The sequence below is a fragment of the Kineobactrum salinum genome (assembly GCF_010669285.1).
GTDB lineage: Bacteria > Pseudomonadota > Gammaproteobacteria > Pseudomonadales > Halieaceae > Kineobactrum > Kineobactrum salinum.
Genome location: NZ_CP048711.1, coordinates 2,934,170 through 2,951,301, shown reverse-complemented (window position 1 = coordinate 2,951,301; position 17,132 = coordinate 2,934,170). Strand labels below are relative to the sequence as shown.

Sequence of the window (17,132 nt, the reverse complement as noted above, 5' to 3'; positions counted from 1 at the left end):
CTGATGCAGCAGGTCATATCAGAAATTATAGGCGACCTCAACGCCATAAGTCACCCCGACTGCCGGATAGTACACATCAATGCCCAATGGGTGTTTTGCACACAGGACATTGCGCCCGGAGGGTCATGCCTGAGGCGGCGCAAGGCCATGTTCCACCGCCATCGCCTCCAATCCCTCGAACACCAGATCCGGCAAGCACTCGCCCTGGCCGCCCAGCAGGCGCTGCAGCAGCTCCGCCCCACCGCCGCACAGATACAATCTGGGCGGCGGTTCGCCAGCCTGTTGAAGGGCCAGGGTTACCGCGGCCGCCTGGGCCAGGGCAATGCCATGGCGCACGGCTTCGGCGGTGGATGTGCCCGGCGCCAGATCGTAGGCGGCCTCTTCGGCAAAGCGCACGCGGTCGGTATCCATCAACAGTGCTCGCTCCATCAGGGAGGTGCCGGGAATGATATAACCGCCCTCATGATTCCCGCCCATTCCCACCAGGTCGATAGTCAGGGCCGAACCCGCGTCCACCACGCACAGGCGGCCGGGGCTGCGGCGCCAGGCACCCAGCATTGCAAGCCAGCGGTCCACCCCCATGTGCATGGGCTGGACATAACTGTTGACCAGGCCCGCGGTAGCCGCCTCGCTGCGTGCAAACCACGGCAGCACATGCCAGCGCTGCTGCAGCAATGTGGCCAGCTGGCATTCGGCCTCCTCACAGGCCACGCTGGCGACCCAGATTCCCTGCAACTGCTCGCAGCAGGACAACAGCCGGTCGCGGGCTTGCGCATCCTCGGGCTGATAGACACCACGAACCAGCACCTCGCCGTCCCGGACCAGGCGCCACTTGGCACTGCTGTTGCCAACGTCCAGCTGCAACCACGGCAACTGAATCACGGCGCCGCCCTCAGCGAAATCTCGCCACCGTACATGGCTTGAATCCCCAGGCTGGTTTCCAGTTGCAGGGCACCACGCCCATCCACACCACGGGCGATGCCGGCCAGACGCTGGTCACCGCTGTGCAGGACCACCTGCTTGCCGGCGTAGGCGTCCAGCCCCTGCCATTGGTCCTGCCAGGGGAGGAAACCGGTGCTGGCAAAGTCGGCCGCCAACGGCAGCAGTTCATTCAACAGGCTGGCCACCAGGGTATTGCGGCCAGGCAGGGCCGAACCCGCGACAGCGGCCAGATCAGTCCAGGCCTGATCGATGGCATCCGCCGCCGCGGCCGGCATGGCTACATTCAGGCCCACCCCCAACACCACCTGGCAGCGGCCTGTGGCATCACCCGCCATTTCCAGCAGAATCCCGCCCAGCTTGGCGCCATCGACCAGCAGATCATTGGGCCATTTGAGCTGCAGGCCGCTCATCCCCAGCTGTGCCAGGGCCCGCACCACGGCCACGCCCGCCGCCAGGCTCAGGCCCTCCAGGGCCGCGGCACCGTCGTGATATTCCCATCCCAAGGACAGATAGATGTTGCGGGCATAGGGGCTCACCCATGAACGGCCCCGCCGGCCGCGGCCGGCGGTCTGGATCTCCGCGGCGCAGACCAGGCCGGCCCCCGCATCGGTCGTGATCCGCCGCAGCGCTTCGGCATTGGTGGAGTCGACCGACTCCAGCAGCACGATTTCCCGCAGCAGGGCCCCCGCCTCGGCGCTCAGGCCGGCCTCGATCCGGGCGCTGTCCAGCAATTCGATCCCCCCGGGAATACGGTAGCCCCGCCCCGGCACAGAGTCCAGCTCCAGCCCCAGCCCCGCCAGCCGGTTGAGTTGCTTCCAGATAGCCGTGCGGCTCACCCCCAGCGTCCGGGCCAGAGCCTGGCCCGAGTGGAATTCGCCATCCGCCAGCATGGGTACCAATGTCGTCCTGGTCATAGGGGCCGTGTTTCCGTTCAATTCAAAAGCCAACTGCGGATGATAGCAAAAATGGACCCGCTTCAACGGGCTAAACACCGGCCCCGATGCCTGCGCCGCTGGCTGGCCACCCTGCCCCAGGGCCTGCGCCTGATGGGCGGCACCTCCGATTAATAGTTCAGGCCCCGAGCAACCGCCAGCGTGATCTGGCTACTCTCCGGCAGATCATCCTCATGGAATCCAGTAGCGATCATCTATACGTTTACGTCAACGTCAACTTGGTTTATAGTTCCACCATAGTTCACTGCCAGACCACAGAGGTCGCGCTCCGAATGACCGACAAGACCTACACCATCTCCGACCTGGCCCGGGAATTCGGCGTTACCACCCGGACCATCCGCTTTTACGAGGAGAAGGGCCTGATTCACCCCCGGCGCGAAGGCCAGAAACGGCTCTACAGCGCCGCTGACCGGGTGCGCATCAAGCTGATTCTGCGCGGCAAGCGTATCGGTTTGAGCCTGCAGGAGAGTGTCGAGGTCATCGACATGTACGACCCCGAGCACAATAATCGGGAGCAGCTACACTCCTTGATCAATACTGTCGGGGAAAAACGCGCACGGCTGCTGCGGCAGCAACGGGATATCGAGGAAATGTTGCGGGGCCTGGACGAAGTCCAGCAGCTCTGCGAACAGGCGTTGGTGGACCTGGCATGACCGTGCACCACCACTCTTGCCGCCGCCGCAGTCCGCCCCCCACTGATCACTGCCAGACCCGGGCCGAACCCGTATCGGCGCCAGCATCACCAGAGCCGGCCTTCGGGCACGCCACCTTTGCCAATTGACCACACAGGAACTGACGATGAACACCAGCTATCCCACCCTCAAGTTCGGCCTCGGCGAAGAACTGGACATGTTGCGCGACGCGGTCCACCAGATGTGCCAGAAGGAGATCGCCCCCCGCGCCGCCGACATCGACCGGGACAACGAGTTTCCCGCCGACCTGTGGCGCAAGTTCGGTGACATGGGCCTGCTGGGCATTACCGTGGCGGAGCAGTACGGCGGCTCGGACATGGGCTACCTGGCACACTGTATCGTGATGGAGGAGATCAGCCGCGCGTCGGCCTCGGTGGGACTGTCCTACGGCGCGATGTCCAACCTGTGCCTGAACCAGATCAGCAAGAACGGCAACGAAACACAGAAGCAGAAGTACCTGCCCCGCCTGTGCAGCGGTGAGCATGTCGGCGCGCTGGCAATGTCCGAGCCCAATGCGGGTTCTGACGTTGTGAGCATGAAGCTGCAAGCCCGCCGGGAGGGTGACACCTATTACCTGAACGGCGCCAAGATGTGGATCACCAACGGCCCCGACGCCGATGTCTACGTGATCTACGCCAAGACTGACCCCGAAGCGGGCTCGAAAGGCATTACCGCCTTCCTGGTGGAGCGCGACTTCCCCGGCTTTTCCCGGTCCCCCAAGCTGGACAAGCTGGGCATGCGCGGTTCCAATACCTGCGAGCTGGTATTCGACAACACGCCGGTGCCGGCGGAAAACATCCTGCGTGGCGAGGGTCAGGGCGTGAAAGTGTTGATGTCGGGCCTGGACTACGAGCGTACCGTGCTCTCCGGGGTCCCGTGGGCATCATGCAGGCCTGCCTGGACGAAGTGATCCCCTACGTTCACGACCGCAAGCAGTTCGGCCAGAGCATCGGCGAATTCCAGCTGATGCAGGGCAAGCTGGCGGACATGTACACCGACCTCTCCGCCAGCCGCGCCTACCTCTACGCCGTCGCCGCTGCCTGCGACCGGGGCGAGGAGAGTCGCAAGGACTGCGCCGCGGTCATACTCTACACCGCCGAAAAAGCCACCCAGATGGCGCTGCAGGCCATCCAGGCGCTGGGCGGCTTTGGCTATACCAATGAAGCCAACGCTGGCCGCCTGCTGCGCGATGCCAAGCTCTACGAGATCGGCGCCGGCACCTCGGAAATCCGCCGCATGCTGATCGGCCGCGAACTGTTCAACGAAACCGCCTGACCGGAGTCCGCCCCATGACCGTGTTGCAATCAAGCCTCAACCCGCGGGACGAAACTTTCCGGGCCAACCACGAGCACATGCAGGCCCAGGTGGACGACTTGCGCCAGCTGGTAGCGAAGATCCGTGAAGGCGGCGGCGAGAAGGCCCAACAACGGCATGTCTCGCGCGGCAAGCTGCTGCCCCGCGAGCGGCTGCAGGCCGTGCTGGACCCCGGCTCGCCCTTCCTCGAACTGTCCCAGCTGGCCGCCTACAAAGTCTACGAAGACGAAGTCCCCGGCGCCGGCATCATCACCGGTATCGGCCAGGTGGCGGGTCAGGAGTGCATGATCTTCGTCAACGACGCGACCGTAAAGGGCGGCACCTACTACCCCCTCACCGTCAAGAAGCAGGGCCGCGCCCAGACCATCGCCGAGCAAAACAGGCTGCCCTGCCTGTATCTGGTCGACTCCGGCGGCGCCTTCCTGCCGCTGCAGGATGAGGTCTTCCCCGACCGCGAGCACTTCGGCCACGCCTTCTACAACCAGGCCCGGATGTCGGCCCAGGGCATTCCCCAGATCGCCGCAGTACTCGGTTCCTGCACCGCCGGCGGCGCCTATCTGCCGGCCATGGCAGACGAGTCCATCATCGTCAAGAACCAGGGCACCATCTTCCTGGGCGGCCCCCCGCTGGTAAAGGCGGCCACCGGGGAAGTGGTCAGCGCCGAGGAACTGGGCGGCGCCGACGTCCACTGCCGCACCTCCGGGGTCACCGACCACTACGCCAACAACGATCACCACGCGCTGGAACTGATGCGGCGCGCAGTGGCCCGCCTGAACCGGGTCAAGCCGGTGACAATGGACCTGCGGGAACCAGTGGCGCCGCTGTACGATCCCAGCGAACTCTACGGCGTCATCCCCGCCGATACCCGCCAGCCCTACGATGTACGCGAAGTCATCGCCCGCATCGTCGACGGCTCCGAATTCGATGAATTCAAGGCCCTCTATGGCGAAAGCCTGGTCTGCGGCTTTGCCCGCATCCACGGGTACCCGGTGGGCATCATCGCCAATAACGGCATCCTGTTCGGAGAGTCGGCGCTCAAGGGCGCACACTTCGTCGAACTGTGCGCCCAGCGCAAGATTCCGCTGGTCTTCCTGCAGAACATCACCGGCTTCATGGTCGGCAAGCAGTACGAGGCCGGCGGTATCGCCCGCCACGGCGCGAAAATGGTCCACGCGGTCGCCTGCGCCAGGGTCCCCAAATTCACGATCATGATCGGCGGCTCCTTCGGCGCCGGCAACTACGCGATGTGCGGTCGCGCCTATGAACCCCGCTTCCTGTTCATGTGGCCCAACGCGCGCATCTCGGTGATGGGCGGGGAACAGGCGGCCGGGGTACTGGCGACGGTGAAGCAGGATCAGCTGGCGCGGGAGGACAAGACAATGAGCAAGGAGGAGGAAGCAGCCTTCAAGCAACCGATCCTGGATCTCTACGAGAAACAGGGCCACCCCTACTATGCCTCCGCCCGGCTCTGGGACGATGGCGTCATCGACCCCGCGGACACCCGCACGGTGCTGGGCCTGGCGATATCCGCCACCCTGAATGCCCCGGTGGAGGAATCGCGCTTCGGGGTGTTTCGGATGTGAGCCTGCTGATGTTGGTGGTTAGGATCGCTTCGAGATCGGTGTTGGGTGCTTCGAAGTCGGTGTTGCGGTCGGTGCCGGAGTCGGGGTTGGGTGCTTTGAATTCGGGTGCGGCGCTGGGTGCTTCGAATTCGGGTGCGGCGCCGTGGAGGCCTTCCCGGGACACGCTACAAGCACATCCATGTGCGCTCGGTGGCGGCCGTCCATGGCCGCCAACGGTCCCGGGAAGGCCTCCACGGCGCCACCCCCTTGCCTTGGGAGCGAGATCCGCTACCGGATGCACGAATCTGCCGGGACATGCTACAGGCACATACGAATGCGCTTGGTGGTGGTCGTACCCAATACAGTGGAGTGAGCTCTCAGTCACCTCCACTGACCCGAACTGGCCAAGGTCACGTCCATACCCTGACTACCCCGTCAAATTAAAATTCGCGAGCCCGAACCCCAGGTTTCCAGTAAGTGGAACACCCAAAATAACTACGAAGTCCGATAGTCGAGGCAGCGTGAGGGCGGGGGGCGCCTGGCGGGACCGTTGGCGGCCATGGATGGCCGCCACCGAGCCTACAGGGATGTACTTGCGGCGTGTCCCGCCAGGCGCCCCCCGTCCTCGCGCTGCCAGCGCCGCAGGTCATTCAGAACAGCAACCTGCGATCACGCTGCCAATGCCAATGCCACAGCTTATTCAGAACAGGAACTAAACAATGGTCACCGATACTGTAATCACCGACATCGACTCCCGCGGCGTAGCCACGGTCACGCTCAATCGGCCCGACAAGCACAATGCCTTCGACGATGCGATCATCGCGCGGCTGCGGGAGGGGTTCGATCAGCTCGCCGGGCGCGATGAAGTGCGGGTGGTGGTGCTGGCGTCCAATGGCAAGAGCTTCTCCGCCGGCGCCGACGCCGCCTGGATGCAGCGCATGGCCGGTTACGACTACGGCCACAACATGCGCGATGCCGAAGCGCTGGCGGGTATGTTGAAGGCCCTGTACGAGTTACCCCAGCCCACGATTGCGCGGGTTCAGGGTGCCGCCTTTGGGGGCGCGGTGGGGCTGGTCAGTTGCTGCGACATGGCCGTGGCCACAGAGGGAGCGGGGTTTGCGCTGTCCGAGGTCCGCATCGGGCTGGTACCGGCGACCATCAGCCCCTATGTCATCAAGGCCATCGGCGAGCGCGCAGCGCGGCGCTATTTTCTCACTGCCGAGCGCATCGATGCCCGCCGGGCGTTGCAGCTGGGGCTGGTCAGCGAGGTGGTGGCCGAAGCTGAGCTGGACGCCGGGGTGGAGGCGCTGGTGGAGCGTCTGTTGCAGAACGGGCCGCAGGCGGTGCGTGCCGCCAAGGATCTGATCCGCGGTGTCGCCGGGCAGGAGCTGGACGCCGAGCTGGTGGAGGATACCTGTGCCCGTATCGCCCATATCCGCGTGTCGCATGAAGGCCAGGAGGGCCTGGCTGCCTTTCTGGAAAAACGCCAACCCAACTGGATCGGGAATTGAGCCATGTTTAACAAGCTGCTGATTGCCAACCGCGGCGAAATCGCCTGCCGCATCATCAGAACGGCACAGCGCCTGGGCATCGCCACGGTAGCGGTGTATTCCGAGGCCGACCGCAACGCGCTGCATGTGCAGCTCGCGGATGAAGCGGTGCACATCGGTCCGGCCCCGGCGCGCGAGTCCTATCTGGTGGCAGAGCGGATTATCGAGGCCGCCCGCAGCACCGGCGCCCAGGCCATCCATCCGGGCTACGGCTTCCTGTCGGAGAATGCCGGTTTCGCCCGCGCCTGTGCCGATAACGGCATCTGTTTTGTCGGTCCGCCCACCGCAGCGATCGAGGCCATGGGTTCCAAGTCTGCCGCCAAGCACATCATGGGCGAGGCCGGGGTGCCACTGGTGCCGGGTTATCACGGCGATGACCAGGACCCGACGCTACTGCGGACGGAGGCGGACCGGATGGGCTACCCGGTGCTGCTCAAGGCCACCGCCGGCGGTGGCGGCAAGGGCATGCGCCAGGTGTGGTCAGGGGATGAGTTCGACGCGGCGCTGGCAGCGGCGCAGCGCGAGTCCAGCGCCAGTTTTGGCGATGCCACCATGCTGGTGGAAAAATACCTAACCAAGCCCCGCCATGTGGAGGTGCAGGTGTTCTGCGACAACCACGGCAACGGCATTTACCTGGCGGAGCGGGATTGTTCTGTGCAGCGCCGTCACCAGAAGGTGATCGAAGAGGCGCCGGCGCCGGGCATGACCGACGCGCTGCGCGAGGCCATGGGCACCACCGCGTTGCAGGCGGCCCAGGCCATCGACTACCGGGGCGCCGGCACGGTGGAGTTCCTGCTTGACGAAGATGGCAGTTTCTATTTCATGGAGATGAATACCCGCCTGCAGGTCGAGCATCCGGTCACCGAAATGATTACCGGTCAGGACCTGGTGGAATGGCAGTTGCTGGTGGCCAGTGAGGAACCGCTGCCGCTGCGCCAGGAGCAGCTGGTACTGCGCGGCCATGCCTTCGAGGCGCGCATCTATGCGGAGGATCCGGACAATGATTTTCTGCCGGTCACCGGCAAGCTCGCCTACCTTCGCCCGCCGACGGAATCGGCCCATGTGCGGGTGGATACCGGGGTCCAGCAGGGCGATGAAATCAGTGTCTACTACGACCCGATGATCGCCAAGCTGATCGTCTGGGACGAGTCCCGGGAGCGGGCCCTGCAGCGCCTGGCCAGCGCACTGGCGGATTATCGCATTGGCGGCACGGTCACCAACCTGGACTTTCTCTACAACCTCGCCACCTGCGCCCCGTTCCAGCGGGCCGAGCTGGATACCGGTTTCATCGAACGTCACGGCGAACTGATTTTTCACGAGCGCCAGCAGGACCTGCGGCGGGAGCTGCCGCTGGCGGCGCTGGCACTGCTGCTGTACCGGCAACAGCAGGCTGCACCCGGCGCCTGCAGCGACCCCTGGTCGCCGTGGCACAGCGGCAATGCCTGGCGCCTGAATGAGCCCCACAGCCACCGTTTTATCCTGCATTGCCATCAACAGGATTATACTGCGGCGGTGGAGCAGCAGCGCGACGGCAGTTACCGGATCACTGCCAATGACCAGGATACGGTCCTGCGCGGCGAGCTGGAGGGCGATGAACTGCGTTTTGAGCTGGCCGGGCACCGCCAGCGTGCCACGCTGGCCCGCACCGAGGACGGTTTTACCCTGTACCTGGCAGATGGCGCCTGCCACTTCCGTGAGCTGCGGCCGGACACCGGTGAAACCGACAGCAGCGGTGGCAGCGGCGGCCTGACCGCGCCGATGAATGGCACCGTGGTTACCTTGCTGGTTGCCGCGGGCAGCCGGGTGGAGGCGCAAACCCCGCTGCTGGTCATGGAGGCCATGAAAATGGAACATACCATTCGCGCCCCCGCCGCCGGCGTGGTAGAACAATTCTACTTCGAGGCAGGCGACCTGGTGGACGGCGGCGCCGAATTGTTGGTCTTTACCCCCGAGTCAGAGGACGCATAAATGGCATTGCCGGCACAGGTCACCCTGGTGGAAGTGGGCCCCCGGGACGGACTGCAGAACGAATCACAAACCATCCCGCTGCAGGCCAAGCTGCAGCTGGTCGACGATCTGGCCGCGGCAGGCCTGCCGGTGATCGAGGCAGGCAGCTTCGTCAATCCCAAATGGGTGCCCCAGATGGCCGACAGTGAGGCCGTATTCGCCGGCCTGCAGCGACGCCCCGGGGTGCGCTACAGCGCCCTGACGCCCAATCTGCAGGGCTTCGAGCGGGCGCAGGCAGCGGGGGCGGATGAAGTGGCGGTATTTGCCTCCGCTTCCGAGGCCTTCTCGCAAAAGAACATCAACTGCAGCATTGCCGAGAGCCTGCTGCGTTTCGAACCGGTGATGGCAGCGGCCAGGAAGGCACAGCTGCCGGTGCGCGGCTACGTCTCCTGCGTATTGGGCTGTCCCTATGAGGGCGACATCGATCCCGCGGCAGTGGCCCGGGTCAGTCACTCGCTGCTGGATATGGGCTGCTACGAAGTATCACTGGGCGACACGATCGGTACCGGCACCGCCGGCAGCATGGACCGCCTGTTGACAACCCTGCTGCAGGATATCGGCGCCGACCGGCTGGCTGTCCACTGCCACGACACCTACGGTCAGGCACTGGCCAATATCCTGGTGGCGCTGCAGCACGGTATCGCGACGGTGGATGCCTCGGTAGCAGGGCTCGGTGGCTGTCCCTATGCCCGCGGCGCCTCAGGCAATGTCGCCACCGAAGATGTGCTGTACCTGCTCAATGGCCTGGGCATAACCACCGGGGTGGATCTGCAGACAGTGGTAGCGGCCGGCAATCGCATCTGTGCGGCGCTGGATCGCGACAGTGGTTCGCGGGTGGCCCGTGCCCTGGGCGCCGGCTGAGTCCGGTCAGGCGCGCCAGTCCGCCCACCGCATCGCGATCAACAAGCCAACACGGGGAGACGGTCATGTTTGAGCGGCCCGCAATGCCTGCAATGAGTGAGCGCAACTGGGCGGCCCTGCTGGTGACCGCCAGCGGCCTGTGGCAAATCACGGGGCTGTGGCGCTACCGGCTCACCGAGGAGACTCTGCTGACAGCGCTGACCGGCAGCATCTATCTGCTGATGGCGATCGGGCTGTTTGGCCGCTCCCGTTTTACGCTGTTTCTCGCCATCGTCGTCTGCGGGACATTCACCCTGCTCGGCCTGAGTCAGACCGGGCTCTGGAGCTGGCCACCACTGGCGCTGCTGCGCACCGGCACCGACCTGCTGGCCACCGTGCTCTGCGCCAGGGTTCTGTGGACCCTGCGACACGCTGCCAGCTTCTGAGTCTGCCGCCGGCGCGGCCGCGTCATCCAGGGCCGGATCTGGCTAGTGCCGGTTTCCGCGGCAGACTATAGTGCAACCATGATGACCGCCGCACAGCCAATGACCGCCCCGCTGGACCCCGAAGCCTGCCGCCTGGCAAGACTGGCAAGGGATCCGCGCTTTGATGGCGAATTCTTCATCGCGGTGCGCACTACCGGCATTTACTGCCGGCCGATCTGTCCCGCCCGCACCCCGGCAGAAAAGAACGTGCGCTATTATCGCGAAGCCGCCCAGGCAGCCGCGGCGGGCTACCGGCCCTGCCTGCGCTGCCGCCCGGAAGCCGCGCCCGGCAGCCCTGCCTGGCGGGGCAGTTCGGTGACCGTCAGCCGCGGTTTGCAACTGATCCAGCAGGGCGCGCTGAATGGCGCCGGCAGCGTCGCCACGCTGAGCGAGCGGTTGGGAGTCGGCGAACGCTACCTGCGCAAACTGTTCCAGCGGGAGCTGGGCGTCTCGCCCCAGGCGGTGGCCCAGAATGCACGGCTGCTGTTCGCCAAACAGCTGCTGGCGGAAACCGCACTGCCGGTCACCGATATTGCCTTTGCCGCCGGCTTTGGCAGTGTGCGGCGCTTCAACAGCGCAATCCAGGCCACCTTCAAGACCACGCCCGGCGAGCTGCGCCGCCGCCAGCAACGGCGCCAGCCAGTGGCGGGCAGTGCCATTTCGCTGCAACTCCAGTACCGTCCACCCTACGACTGGGAAGGTATGGTGGACTTTTACCGGCGTCACGCAGTAGCCGGGGTAGAACAGGTCGCCGATGACTGCTACCGGCGGCGCGTGGCCGATGCCGGCGCCAGCGGATGGCTGGAAGTACGTCCCCTGGCGGGACGCAACGCACTGCAACTGACGCTGCAATGGCCCCGGCTGGAACAGTTGCCGGCGCTGGTCCATCGGGTGCGTCGCATGTTCGACCTGGATGCCAACCCCGCGGTTATCGCCACCTGCCTGGGCCGGGAGCCGGCGCTGGCGACCCTGCTGCAGCGCTTTCCCGGAATCCGCTCGCCACTGTGCTGGAACAGTGCGGAGGCCACCATCCGTGCCATCGTCGGCCAACAGGTCAGTATTGCCGCTGCGCGCAATGTCTGCTCGCGGCTGGCGCTGGCCACCGCCACAGATGCCACGGCAGTGGCGTTTCCCGAACCGGGCCTGATCGCGTTGCTTGGGGACGAGCATTTCCCGATGCCCGGGCGCCGGCGCCAGACCCTGCGCGACGTCTGCGCACTGCTGGCCGCCACCCCTGCACTGTCATTGACACAATTGCGCAGTGTGCGCGGCATAGGCCCCTGGACCACGGCGATGGTGGCTATGCGCGGCCACGGCGACCCGGACATATTGCCGCCACGCGACCTGGGCCTGGAGAAAGCCTGGCAGGCGCTGCCGGGAACCAGCGGGGAGCTGCAACAGGCCAGCGCCCGGTGGCGTCCCTGGCGCGCCTATGCCGCCAACCTGTTGTGGCGCAGCCTGGCTGGCAATCAACACTCGACGGCAACAATACAGGAGCAGGACCGATGAACTCGTGCACCATGGACAGCCCCCTGGGACCCCTGCAGCTGCTCAGCGACAGCGGCGCGCTGTGGGCAATCCATTTTCCGGAGCAGCACAACGGTGCCCCTGACACTCCCGATGACTCGGTACTACAGCGTGCCCGATACCAGTTACAGGAGTACTTCGCGGGCACCCGCCGCCACTTCGACCTGCCGCTGGCACCGCGGGGCAGCCCTTTCCAGCAGCAGGTCTGGCAGGTTCTGCAATCCATTCCCTATGGCGAGCTGCGCAGCTACCGCGACATTGCCCTCGCGCTGCGCAGACCGACAGCCAGCCGCGCGGTAGGCGCCGCCAATGGCCGCAACCCGTTGCCGATCGTGATTCCCTGCCATCGGGTGATAGGCAGCAACGGCCAGCTCACCGGTTACGCCGGGGGCCTGGATCTGAAACACACCCTGCTGTGCCTGGAGGGCGCACAATTGCAAGGCAGACTTGAAATTCAGCCCTAGCGCCCTCAGTTATCCTGCCGTGGACTTAGTGGCTCGGGCGTCCCGGCCGCCCGTTCCACACCGTTATCACACAGCAAACAAACACCGTACTTCGGTCAGGAGGATGCCCCTTATGGTCCAACACGACCCCTATGCTTCACGAACCGGTGGCGCAGAAGCCATCCATCCCCGCCTGGACCCGGTGGTCTACGGCGGCCCCCAACCCGGACAAGCCCACGCTCTGAACCAGGACCAGCTGGCCAGCTTCGAGCGCGACGGCTACCTGATATTGCCCGACCTGTGTGCCGACATGCTGGACCCGATCCGGCGGGAACTGGCGTCACTCAAACAGCGCATGGCCGGCGACGAGGACCTGTACACCGAGCCGGACAGTGACGAGCCACGCACCCTGTTCCGGGTGCACGCCTGGAGTTCACTGCTGGACCGCCTCATGCGCGACCCGCGCCTGCTGCAGCCGGTAGAGCAGATTCTCGGTTCCAGCGCGACGCTGATGCAGTCGCGCATCAATATCAAGCCCGCCTTCCGCGGCAAATCCTTTCCCTGGCACTCGGATTTTGAAACCTGGCATGTGGAGGACGGTATGGAGCGCATGCGCGCGGTCACCGCCTGGATCATGCTCACCGACAATCACGCCTGCAATGGTCCGCTCTATGTCATCCCGGGCTCCCACAAGCACTACGTATCCTGTGCCGGCAAAACCGGGCGCGAGAATTACCGTACCTCGCTGAAGCGTCAGAATCTGGGTGTGCCCCGGCACGAGACCATGCGCAGCCTGTTGCAGGATCGCCCGATCCGGGCCATTGAGGGAGGTGCCGGAACGCTGGTACTGCACGACTGCAACCTGCTGCACGGCTCGCCCGACAATATCTCGGCGGATCCGCGCAGCATTTTGATGTTTGTCTACAACAGCGCGGAAAACCCGATAGTGGCGCCTTTTGGCGGCCTGCCGCCGCGGCCCGATTACCTCTGTGATCGCGAGGCTGCACCACTGCAGCCACTGCCGCAGCCTTTGCAGCCGCAGGAGTTGGCAGCCTGAGACAGTAACGGCTGGTCGCGCAAGTCGCGTGGCCAGCCGCGCCGGCAGCCGGAGCCGGGCACTGTTGCCGGTTGCTAAGCGTTCAAGTCGGGAATCAATTCATCCTTGAGCCGTTCGATACTGTCCTTCAGGCGCAGCTTTTCCTTCTTCAGGCGCTGCAGCAGGATCTGATTCTTGTAGGGGAATTCGTACAGTTCGGCGATTTTCTCGTCCAGCGCCCGGTGTCTTGCCATCATCTGCAACAACCGCATCGCTGGTGTGAGTTCCTCATTGGCAGCGTCTTCCGGCCCGGTACCAAAGGTGTTGCGCGGCGGTTCATTCATACAGTGTTTGGCTCCAGCACCGGGATCACCCTGACAGCGGCTAACTCTATACCCTCTTGCTTTGGCTACACAAGGCCCGCCTCAGCGCCCCGCGTCATCCGCTTCCAGACTTGCCTGAAAAGCCAGCAGTTCGCGCCACAATGGGTGCCCGGCATCGGCAATGGCATAGAAATGCGGGCTCATCAGCGTGTCCCGGCAGTTATAGCGCAACGGCAGGCCATCCAGGCCCAGCACGCTGCCGCCCGCAGCCTCCAGCACTGCCTGGCCCGCAGCCACATCCCACTCGCAACAGGGCGAAAAGCGAGGATAGAAATCCCCCTCGCCTGCCGCCAGTTGGCAAAATTTGAGCGCGCTGCCACTGTTGTCGCGCCGCAGCGGCCCCCGGCGCGCGGCCAGCCACTCCAGGCAGGCATCCAGGCGCGGGTTCTGGTGGCGCCGGCTGGCCAGCACAGTCAACCCCGCAGCTCTCTGCAGCGGACGGGTCGCCAGTGGCCGGGTGTTCCAGCTCATGCCGTCATCGCTATGGTAGCTGGCGGCCAGGTGTCCGGGAATTCCCAGATAGGCGATTTTGCGCAGGGGATATAGAGCAGGCCCAACACCGGCCGGTGCTCCCGGATCAGCGCCACATTGATCGTGAATTCTCCGCTCCCCTCAATGAATTCCCGGGTACCATCGAGCGGATCCACCAGCCAGTAACAGGGCCACTGCAACCGGTGAGCCTTGTGCGCGGCAGAAGATTCCTCAGACAGCAGCGGCCACTGCGGCGCGAGCCGCGCCAACCCATCGCGCAGATGAATATGGGAATCCAGATCCGCGTGAGTCAGCGGCGAATGGTCGGCCTTGGCCTCGACACTGGTTTCGCCCGGCGCGTGGTAATGCCGGCAAATGAGCTCCCCTGCTTCAAAACAAAGGCGGCGCAGCGGTTCAACGAGTTCAAGCAGATCTTGCACGGTAGCATCCGGCAGCTGAGGGAGGTCAGTATACCACCGCCAGATCGCGATACAGCGCTTGTCCCGCCAATGGCGGCTTCGTTCTGTGTCTTTCGCGCCCTGCTGCAACCGCCGGCAGAAACCGGCATAATGCATCGTCCAAGGCAACAATGGTCCACGTATATGATCGACTGGGACAGCATCGATACGGTTCTGCTGGACATGGACGGCACCCTGCTGGACCTGCATTTCGACAATTACTTCTGGATGGACCACCTGCCGCGCCTGTATGCGCGCCAGCACGGTCTTCCCGAGGAACACGCCTCAGAAACGCTGCACAGCCGCTTCGGCAACAACCAGGGTACCCTGAACTGGTACTCGCTGGACTACTGGTCCGCCCAACTCGATATGGACATTGCGGCACTGAAGCGCGAATTGCAGCACATGATCTGCCTGCGCCCGTTCGCGCTGGAATTCCTGCAGCAGTTGCACGCCAGCCCGCGGGAGGTGGTTATGGTCACCAATGCCCACCGCGAGACGCTCGCGATAAAAATGGCGCAGGTTGATATCAGTCGCTGGTTCGATCGTCTGGTGGTTTCGCACGACCTGGAAGCGCCCAAGGAAGAACAGGCCTTCTGGCACAAGCTGCAGCTCCTGCACCCGTTCGACCCGGCGCGGACGCTGCTGATCGATGACACCGAGAACGTGCTGGATTCCGCCCGCCGTTACGGCATCGCCCACCTGCTCACCTTGTTGCAGCCCGACAGCCAACGCCAGAAGCGGCTCGACACCCGCTTTCCCGGCATTCACCATTTCGACGAGATCATGCCTGGCATCCTCTGCCCGGCCTTGCAGGCCTCGTCTGCGTGAATACCGCGGAAGACAAGCTGCGGCTGGACAAGTGGCTGTGGGCGGCACGCTTTTTCAAGACCCGCAGCCTGGCCAAGGCCGCCATTGAGGGCGGCAAGGTGCAGCTGGCGGGCCAGCGGGTCAAGGTGTCGAAGGAAATCGCGGTGGGTGAGGTGCTGGAGATACGCCAGGGCTGGGACCTGAAGGAAGTGGTTGTCAGCGCGCTGTCCGACCAGCGCCGCGGCGCCAGCGAGGCACAGCAGTTGTATAGCGAAACGCAAGCCAGTATTTCCCGGCGCGAAAGGGAAAGCGCAGCCCGCAAGGCTGCCGGCGGCATGATAGACCGGCCGGCGCAGCGCCCCAGCAAACGGCAAAGACGCCAGATCCACCGCTTCAAGGATTACCCGACCGACTAGCCGAGACATCGACCGGAGAGCGGTCAATCGTTACTGAGACGTTACTGCAATGGCATTGCGGCCGGCGGCCTTGGCCCGGTACAGGGCCTGGTCCGCTCGCCGCACCAGGTCTGAAGGCAGCGACTGGCTGCCGCTCTGCATTGTGGCGATTCCCTGGCTGACGGTGATGTACGGCGACACGGGCGAATCCCCGTGGGGGATTCGCGCCAGTTCCACCAGCTCCCGCAGGCGCCCGGCAATATCCAGCGCGGCATCCTGGTCCAGCCCCGGCAGAATCAGTATGAACTCCTCACCGCCGTAGCGGGCCGCCACCTCGCCCGCCCGGTTTACCGCCCGCTGCATAACGTCCGCCAGTTGCTGCAATACCCGGTCACCGGCCAGGTGGCCCTGGTTGTCGTTGTAGGACTTGAAATAGTCCACATCCAGCATGATGATCGCCAGTTCAGTGCCACTGCGCCGGGAGCGGTTGACCTCCTCCTGCAGCACCCGATTGACCAACCGCCGGTTGCCAAGACCAGTGAGTTCATCAACATTGGCGAGATCGGTCAGCTGGCGGCGGGCGTCGCGCAACTGCCGGTTGCGATCCCGCAGGGACACGGTGAGATTGCCCAAGTCCCGGGCCATGGCCTCTCGCTCCCAGGTTACCGCTATCAGATTGCGGATGGAGAGATACACCCGATTGCTGACCAGCAACAACAGTGCGCAGATGCCCAGCGTCACCCAGCCGATCAGCAAATTGTAGGGCTGATCCCAATAATGCACCATGCACCACCAGGCGATGGGCCAGAGTGCCGCGAACAGCTGTGCCAGGAAATACTCGCGCAGGGCCAGCGTCACCCCCATGGACAGGATGGTCACCAGGAAAATTAACAGCAGGAACACATAGTGTACGCTGGCTGGCGTCTGCGGAGCCGCAGCGATGAATGCCGAGGACCATACCAGACCGGTCACTACCGACCCCAGCAGCAGCCCCCAATAGACGCGCCGCGGGTGGGTGCGGAAGCGCTGCTCCAGCAATGCGTTGCTCATGTACCGCGAGCGGACCAGCAGCAGGACCATTACCCCGCCGGCCCACAGCAGCAGCCACATAAGGGGCATAAACTGCCAGAATAGAGCGACGGTCGCCAATACGCCCAGCAGGTTGGCGGCAATGGTCGCAATGCGGCCGTTCTGCATCAGCATTTCCAGCTGGGCAGCAAACAGCTCCTCCGGCGGTATGTGGCGCTGGTAGATCATGCTCCGG

At 64.5% G+C, this 17,132-nt stretch carries 17 protein-coding genes and 1 pseudogene; 12 read left to right on the top strand and 6 right to left on the bottom strand.

Going from position 1 to position 17,132, the window contains the following annotated elements; genetic code table 11:
* Nucleotides 1–123 precede the first annotated feature (123 nt).
* Both G3T16_RS12925 and birA read right to left on the bottom strand, forming a co-directional pair.
* Nucleotides 124–882, bottom strand: coding sequence for a type III pantothenate kinase (locus tag G3T16_RS12925; protein WP_197911665.1), 759 nt, complete (start codon nt 880–882; stop codon nt 124–126).
* Nucleotides 879–1,856, bottom strand: a complete 978-nt coding sequence (gene birA / locus G3T16_RS12920; protein WP_163495615.1) for a bifunctional biotin--[acetyl-CoA-carboxylase] ligase/biotin operon repressor BirA — start codon at nt 1,854–1,856, stop codon at nt 879–881. Before birA ends, G3T16_RS12925 begins: the two co-directional genes overlap by 4 nt.
* Before the next feature lie 311 nt (nt 1,857–2,167).
* Here birA and G3T16_RS12915 point away from each other — a divergent pair, with 311 nt between their 5' ends.
* The 10 genes and pseudogenes from G3T16_RS12915 (at nt 2,168) to G3T16_RS12870 (ending at nt 13,372) form a co-directional block, all read left to right on the top strand.
* On the top strand, nt 2,168–2,548 hold the full coding sequence (locus G3T16_RS12915; RefSeq protein WP_163495614.1) for a MerR family transcriptional regulator: 381 nt from the start codon (nt 2,168–2,170) through the stop codon (nt 2,546–2,548).
* 145 nt (nt 2,549–2,693) lie between these two features.
* Nucleotides 2,694–3,862, top strand: a pseudogene (locus G3T16_RS12910) (isovaleryl-CoA dehydrogenase).
* Nucleotides 3,863–3,876: 14 nt separating this feature from the next.
* A complete protein-coding gene (locus G3T16_RS12905) occupies nt 3,877–5,484 on the top strand; it encodes a carboxyl transferase domain-containing protein (protein WP_163495613.1) in 1,608 nt (535 codons plus the stop codon).
* 698 nt (nt 5,485–6,182) lie between these two features.
* Nucleotides 6,183–6,974 carry an enoyl-CoA hydratase/isomerase family protein gene (locus G3T16_RS12900; RefSeq protein ID WP_163495612.1) on the top strand — a complete coding sequence of 264 codons (792 nt, stop codon included), beginning with the start codon at nt 6,183–6,185 and terminating at the stop codon, nt 6,972–6,974.
* Nucleotides 6,975–6,977: 3 nt separating this feature from the next.
* Nucleotides 6,978–8,981, top strand: coding sequence for an acetyl/propionyl/methylcrotonyl-CoA carboxylase subunit alpha (locus tag G3T16_RS12895; protein WP_163495611.1), 2,004 nt, complete (start codon nt 6,978–6,980; stop codon nt 8,979–8,981).
* On the top strand, nt 8,982–9,881 hold the full coding sequence (locus tag G3T16_RS12890) for a hydroxymethylglutaryl-CoA lyase (protein ID WP_163495610.1): 900 nt from the start codon (nt 8,982–8,984) through the stop codon (nt 9,879–9,881).
* A gap of 65 nt (nt 9,882–9,946) precedes the next feature.
* Nucleotides 9,947–10,306, top strand: coding sequence for a hypothetical protein (locus G3T16_RS12885; protein ID WP_163495609.1), 360 nt, complete (start codon nt 9,947–9,949; stop codon nt 10,304–10,306).
* Between the two features lie 99 nt (nt 10,307–10,405).
* Nucleotides 10,406–11,854 carry an AlkA N-terminal domain-containing protein gene (locus G3T16_RS12880; protein ID WP_163495608.1) on the top strand — a complete coding sequence of 483 codons (1,449 nt, stop codon included), beginning with the start codon at nt 10,406–10,408 and terminating at the stop codon, nt 11,852–11,854.
* Nucleotides 11,851–12,336, top strand: coding sequence for a methylated-DNA--[protein]-cysteine S-methyltransferase (locus tag G3T16_RS12875; RefSeq protein ID WP_163495607.1), 486 nt, complete (start codon nt 11,851–11,853; stop codon nt 12,334–12,336). The genes G3T16_RS12880 and G3T16_RS12875 overlap by 4 nt, the downstream gene beginning before the upstream one ends.
* 112 nt (nt 12,337–12,448) lie before the next feature.
* Nucleotides 12,449–13,372 (top strand): phytanoyl-CoA dioxygenase family protein, encoded by a 924-nt coding sequence (locus G3T16_RS12870; protein WP_163495606.1) that lies wholly within the window; start codon nt 12,449–12,451, stop codon nt 13,370–13,372.
* A gap of 74 nt (nt 13,373–13,446) precedes the next feature.
* On the opposite strand, the gene G3T16_RS12865 is transcribed toward G3T16_RS12870, so the two are convergent.
* The 3 genes from G3T16_RS12865 to G3T16_RS22490 all read right to left on the bottom strand — a co-directional run bounded on the left by G3T16_RS12865 (nt 13,447) and on the right by G3T16_RS22490 (nt 14,645).
* The gene (locus G3T16_RS12865) at nt 13,447–13,695 is read right to left on the bottom strand and encodes a YdcH family protein (protein WP_232059068.1); all 249 of its coding nucleotides are present in this window, start codon (nt 13,693–13,695) and stop codon (nt 13,447–13,449) included.
* An 81-nt stretch (nt 13,696–13,776) separates the two neighbouring features.
* Nucleotides 13,777–14,205: a 3'(2'),5'-bisphosphate nucleotidase CysQ family protein gene (locus tag G3T16_RS22495; RefSeq protein ID WP_269473224.1), complete on the bottom strand. Its 429-nt coding sequence runs from the start codon at nt 14,203–14,205 to the stop codon at nt 13,777–13,779.
* The gene (locus G3T16_RS22490; protein ID WP_269473223.1) at nt 14,202–14,645 is read right to left on the bottom strand and encodes a 3'(2'),5'-bisphosphate nucleotidase CysQ family protein; all 444 of its coding nucleotides are present in this window, start codon (nt 14,643–14,645) and stop codon (nt 14,202–14,204) included. Before G3T16_RS22490 ends, G3T16_RS22495 begins: the two co-directional genes overlap by 4 nt.
* A 162-nt stretch (nt 14,646–14,807) precedes the next feature.
* Between G3T16_RS22490 and yrfG the strand changes: the two genes are divergently transcribed.
* Both yrfG and G3T16_RS12850 read left to right on the top strand, forming a co-directional pair.
* A complete protein-coding gene (gene yrfG, locus G3T16_RS12855; RefSeq protein WP_163495605.1) occupies nt 14,808–15,494 on the top strand; it encodes a GMP/IMP nucleotidase in 687 nt (228 codons plus the stop codon).
* On the top strand, nt 15,491–15,889 hold the full coding sequence (locus tag G3T16_RS12850; RefSeq protein WP_163495604.1) for an RNA-binding S4 domain-containing protein: 399 nt from the start codon (nt 15,491–15,493) through the stop codon (nt 15,887–15,889). Before yrfG ends, G3T16_RS12850 begins: the two co-directional genes overlap by 4 nt.
* 30 nt (nt 15,890–15,919) lie before the next feature.
* On the opposite strand, the gene G3T16_RS12845 is transcribed toward G3T16_RS12850, so the two are convergent.
* A complete protein-coding gene (locus G3T16_RS12845; RefSeq protein ID WP_163495603.1) occupies nt 15,920–17,125 on the bottom strand; it encodes a GGDEF domain-containing protein in 1,206 nt (401 codons plus the stop codon).
* Between the last annotated feature and the right edge of the window lie 7 nt (nt 17,126–17,132).

Bases quoted from the DNA above. Each gene is read 5' to 3' on its own strand.
- birA (WP_163495615.1), bottom strand. From the start codon at position 1,856: ATGACCAGGACGACATTGGTACCCATGCTGGCGGATGGCGAATTCCAC.
- G3T16_RS12915 (WP_163495614.1), top strand. From the start codon at position 2,168: ATGACCGACAAGACCTACACCATCTCCGACCTGGCCCGGGAATTCGGC.
- G3T16_RS12905 (WP_163495613.1), top strand. From the start codon at position 3,877: ATGACCGTGTTGCAATCAAGCCTCAACCCGCGGGACGAAACTTTCCGG.
- G3T16_RS12900 (WP_163495612.1), top strand. From the start codon at position 6,183: ATGGTCACCGATACTGTAATCACCGACATCGACTCCCGCGGCGTAGCC.
- G3T16_RS12895 (WP_163495611.1), top strand. From the start codon at position 6,978: ATGTTTAACAAGCTGCTGATTGCCAACCGCGGCGAAATCGCCTGCCGC.
- G3T16_RS12890 (WP_163495610.1), top strand. From the start codon at position 8,982: ATGGCATTGCCGGCACAGGTCACCCTGGTGGAAGTGGGCCCCCGGGAC.
- G3T16_RS12885 (WP_163495609.1), top strand. From the start codon at position 9,947: ATGTTTGAGCGGCCCGCAATGCCTGCAATGAGTGAGCGCAACTGGGCG.
- G3T16_RS12880 (WP_163495608.1), top strand. From the start codon at position 10,406: ATGACCGCCCCGCTGGACCCCGAAGCCTGCCGCCTGGCAAGACTGGCA.
- G3T16_RS12875 (WP_163495607.1), top strand. From the start codon at position 11,851: ATGAACTCGTGCACCATGGACAGCCCCCTGGGACCCCTGCAGCTGCTC.
- G3T16_RS12870 (WP_163495606.1), top strand. From the start codon at position 12,449: ATGGTCCAACACGACCCCTATGCTTCACGAACCGGTGGCGCAGAAGCC.
- G3T16_RS12865 (WP_232059068.1), bottom strand. From the start codon at position 13,695: ATGAATGAACCGCCGCGCAACACCTTTGGTACCGGGCCGGAAGACGCT.
- G3T16_RS22495 (WP_269473224.1), bottom strand. From the start codon at position 14,205: ATGAGCTGGAACACCCGGCCACTGGCGACCCGTCCGCTGCAGAGAGCT.
- yrfG (WP_163495605.1), top strand. From the start codon at position 14,808: ATGATCGACTGGGACAGCATCGATACGGTTCTGCTGGACATGGACGGC.
- G3T16_RS12845 (WP_163495603.1), bottom strand. From the start codon at position 17,125: ATGATCTACCAGCGCCACATACCGCCGGAGGAGCTGTTTGCTGCCCAG.